The organism is Xanthomonas sp. SHU 166, from assembly GCF_000364685.1.
Classification (GTDB): domain Bacteria; phylum Pseudomonadota; class Gammaproteobacteria; order Xanthomonadales; family Xanthomonadaceae; genus Xanthomonas_A; species Xanthomonas_A sontii.
Window position 1 is genome coordinate 1 of the sequence record NZ_AQOJ01000616.1, and the last position, 3,516, is coordinate 3,516.

Consider the following 3,516-nt stretch of genomic DNA (forward strand, 5'->3'; position numbering starts at 1 on the left):
TGGCGCGACGAGGCGCTGGCCGCGGTCGGCGCGTTGCGGACGCTGGACGATGGCGGTGGCGAACTGAAGTCGATGCGCACGCATCCGGCGTTCCTGCGCCAGGGTGCGGCGGCGGCCCTGCTCGACCATCTGATCGCGGTCGCCCGCGCCGAAGGCCTGCAGCGGCTGAGCCTGGAAACCGGCAGCGGCGCGGCGTTCGCGCCGGCGCTGGCGTTGTATCGCCGGCGCGGCTTCCGCAACGGGCCGGCGTTCGGCGATTACGTGCCGAGCGCGTTCAACCAGTTCCTGCATCTGCCGCTGTAGCGCCGCGGCGCGCCGTCGCCGGAAAACGGCATCCTGCGCGTGCACCGATCCGACGGTGCCGCTTGCCCTTACCATCCCTCGACCCCCAACGCCGCCACTGCCCGCATGTCCACTCCCGCTCCTGTCTCGCCGCGTCCGCGTTGGTTCGTCGCCGGCGACCTCAACGGCTTCTTCGGCCTGGTGGTCGACAACCTGTCGATCCTCGGCTTCATCACCCTGGCGCTGGTCGGCCTGTTCCAGTTCCCCGTCGAGGTCATCTACACCCGGATGATTCCCGGCACCGCCTTCGGCGTGCTGGTCGGCAACCTGCTCTACACCTGGATGGCGCGGCGGCTGGCCGTGCGCAGCGGGCGCAGCGACGTCACCGCGATGCCGTTGGGCCTGGATGCGCCGACCAGCATCGGCATGGCGCTGCTGGTGCTCGGCCCGGCGTTCGTGCGCTACAAGCAGCAGGGCCTGGACCCGCAGGCCGCGGCGCTGGCCACCTGGCACCTGGGCATGGCGTCGCTGGTGGTGATGGGCGCGCTGAAGACCGTGCTGTCGTTCTTCGGCGATGCGGTCACCCGCGCCTTGCCGCGCGCCGCGCTGCTCGGCTCCATCGCCGGCATCGCCATCGTGTTGATGGGCTTCCTGCCGCTGCTGGAGACGCTGCGCACGCCGCTGGTCGGGCTGGTGGTATTGGGCCTGCTGCTGTACGTGCTGATCGCCAAGGGGCGGCTGCCGTGGCGCCTGCCGGGGGTGCCGCTGGCGCTGGCGTTGGGTACCGGCCTGTACTACTGGGCCAACGCGGCCGGCTTCGGCATTCCCGGCCACCAGGCGCCGCAATGGAGCGCGCCGCAGCTGGTGTTGCCGTGGCCGAGCCTGGGGTTCGTCGCCGGCCTGGCCGACACGGTGCCGCTGCTGCCGCTGTTGCTGCCGTTCGGCCTGCTGATGGTGGTCGGCGGCATCAACGTCAGCGAAAGCGCACGTGCCGCCGGCGACGACTACCGCACCCGCGACATCCTGTTGGTCGAGGCCGGCGCGACCCTGATCGCCGGCGTCTGCGGCGGCGTCGCCCAGACCACGCCGTACATCGGCCAGCCGGCCTACAAGCACATGGGCGCGCGCAGCGGCTACACCCTGCTCACCGGGCTGTTCATCGGCCTGGGCGGCATGTTCGGGCTGGTCGCCGGCCTGGTGCAGTGGCTGCCGATGGCGGTGCTGGCGCCGATCATCGTCTACGTCGCCATCGACATCACCACCCAGGCCTTCCAGGCCACGCCCAAGCGCCATGCCGGCGCGATGGTGCTGGGTTTCCTGCCGTCGGTGGCGTACCTGCTTGCGATCAAGGCGCCTGGCTGGATCGCCCCGGAGCAGCTGGCGAAACTCACCACCACCCTGGACGGCCACGGCCTGCCCGAGCTGGCGGTGATCCTGACCCTGGGCAACGGCTTCATCATCACCGCGATGCTGTGGATCGCCGCAGTGGCGGCGATGGTGGACGGCCGCCTGCGCCGTGCCGCCGTGTTCCTGCTGGTGGCGGCCGGGCTGACCCTGTTCGGGCTGATCCACTCGGTGGACCCGCGCGGCGGCCTGTACCTGCCATGGACGCTGAGCGGCGTGCCCAAGCTGATCGCCTGGCAGTTCGTCGGCGGCTACCTGGTGCTGGCCGCGCTGCTCGGCCTGCTGTCGTTGCAGAAGCCGCGCGCGGTGCTGGTGGACTGACGGCGGCGCGACAAGCGGTGCCGGGATCGCAACGATGCACGAGAGGAGGATGGCATGAACGCTTGCCCTGGCCTGCGCATGCGTGCGCTGGCACTGCTGCTGGCACTGGGCTGGGTGCCCGAGGCCGGCGCGGTGTCGTTCGATTGCAGCAAGGCAACCACGGCGGTGGAGCGACTGTTGTGCACGGACAAGCGGTTGGACGCCACGGAGGAATGGCTGGCCCTGCGCTATGCGGCGCTGCGCGACGTGGTCCCCGCGGCGCAGCGGCCTGGCGTGCGCAACGCGCAGCGCGACTGGCTGGCGCAGCGCCAGAGCTGCCTGGCCGAGACCGATCCGGGGGCCTGCCTGAAACAGCGGATGGAGGCGCGGGTACGCGCGCTGGACGCCGAGTTCGCGCCGCAGGCGGCGCGCTTCGACCGCATCGTCGCCAGCATTCCCACCACGCCTGCCGCGGCGGCGGCGCAGCTGCGCGCCTACGATGGTGGTCTGGCCTCGGCCTGGCTGGTGTACCTGCATCGCTTCGTGCCGGCGGCCGGGGTGGCGGCGGCCGAAGCGCGTGCCCGGTTCGCGTCCGCTAGCACCGCCCTGCGGCAGCAGGACGGGGTATCCGCCGGGCTGCTCGACACGTCCGAGCCGAGCAGCCGACAGGCCGGGGAAGCGCGCGACCTGACCCTGTTGCGGCTGTGGATCGAACGCAGCGGCTATACGCCGGATGCGGCCACGCAGCCGAATCCGCGTCCCTACGTGCATTGTTTCGTGTTCGCCGCGCAGGGCGAGGCCGCCTACGACGCCATGGGCCCGCTGTATGGCTCCAGCCGCGATCTTGCCGCGCCGATCTGCCGGCCGTTGCCCGGCCTGTTCGATCAACCCGCATGGATGCGCTTGCAGCAGGCATTCGGCAGCCTGGTGGATCGCGTCTCCGACGACGCGGGCACCATGCGCTACGCGGATTTCGCCGCATGGCGGGTGCTGTCGCTGCAGGCCACGGTGTCGCCACTGCTATTGCTGAAACAACCCAAGGGCGCCGAGCCGCCCGGCGATCCGGCCGCCGCCATCGCCGCGTGGCACGACGCGAGCGTGTGGCCGCAGGCCGATCGCAAGGCGGCACTGGCTGCCTTGCAGCCGGCGCGCGCTGCCGCGGCGCAATGGATGATCACGCACAAGGCGATGCCGGCGGCGCAGGCCGACCGCGTCGCGGCGGCGCTGGTCGCAGCCTGGGTCGGTGCGCGCATCGCCTTTGCCGAAGGCCCGCAGGGGTAATGGTCGCGTACGCGGCGCTGGTGGGGCGCTGGCGCCTCGCGCAAGGCGTGCATCTAGCCTGAACGCCGGCCGTCCCGCGCTGGAACCGGTGCGCATCGCGGCGGTCACACCTCCATTGTCCGATGGAGATGTGCATCCCATGCAGCCGCGTCACTCGTTCTGGCCGTGGATCCTGGTCGCCGTGCTGGTGGCCGCCGCCGCGGCCTGGTTGTTCCGCGACAACATCGCCGCGCTGTGGCCCGCCACTGC

At 71.5% G+C, this 3,516-nt stretch carries 3 protein-coding genes; all 3 read left to right on the forward strand.

The window, feature by feature from the left end:
• Positions 1 to 303: GNAT family N-acetyltransferase (locus tag D180_RS15075; RefSeq protein ID WP_017913448.1), on the forward strand; the 303-nt coding region annotated here is incomplete at its 5' end.
• A gap of 105 nt (positions 304 to 408) precedes the next feature.
• Positions 409 to 2,007: a hypothetical protein gene (locus tag D180_RS15080; protein ID WP_017913449.1), complete on the forward strand. Its 1,599-nt coding sequence runs from the start codon at positions 409 to 411 to the stop codon at positions 2,005 to 2,007.
• A gap of 54 nt (positions 2,008 to 2,061) precedes the next feature.
• Entirely contained in the window at positions 2,062 to 3,267 is a 1,206-nt protein-coding gene (locus D180_RS15085; RefSeq protein WP_043091059.1) for a lysozyme inhibitor LprI family protein, read from the forward strand.
• Positions 3,268 to 3,516 lie beyond the last annotated feature (249 nt).

Coding starts and splice junctions, on each gene's coding strand:
- D180_RS15080 (WP_017913449.1), top strand. CDS start 409: ATGTCCACTCCCGCTCCTGTCTCGCCGCGTCCGCGTTGGTTCGTCGCC.
- D180_RS15085 (WP_043091059.1), top strand. CDS start 2,062: ATGAACGCTTGCCCTGGCCTGCGCATGCGTGCGCTGGCACTGCTGCTG.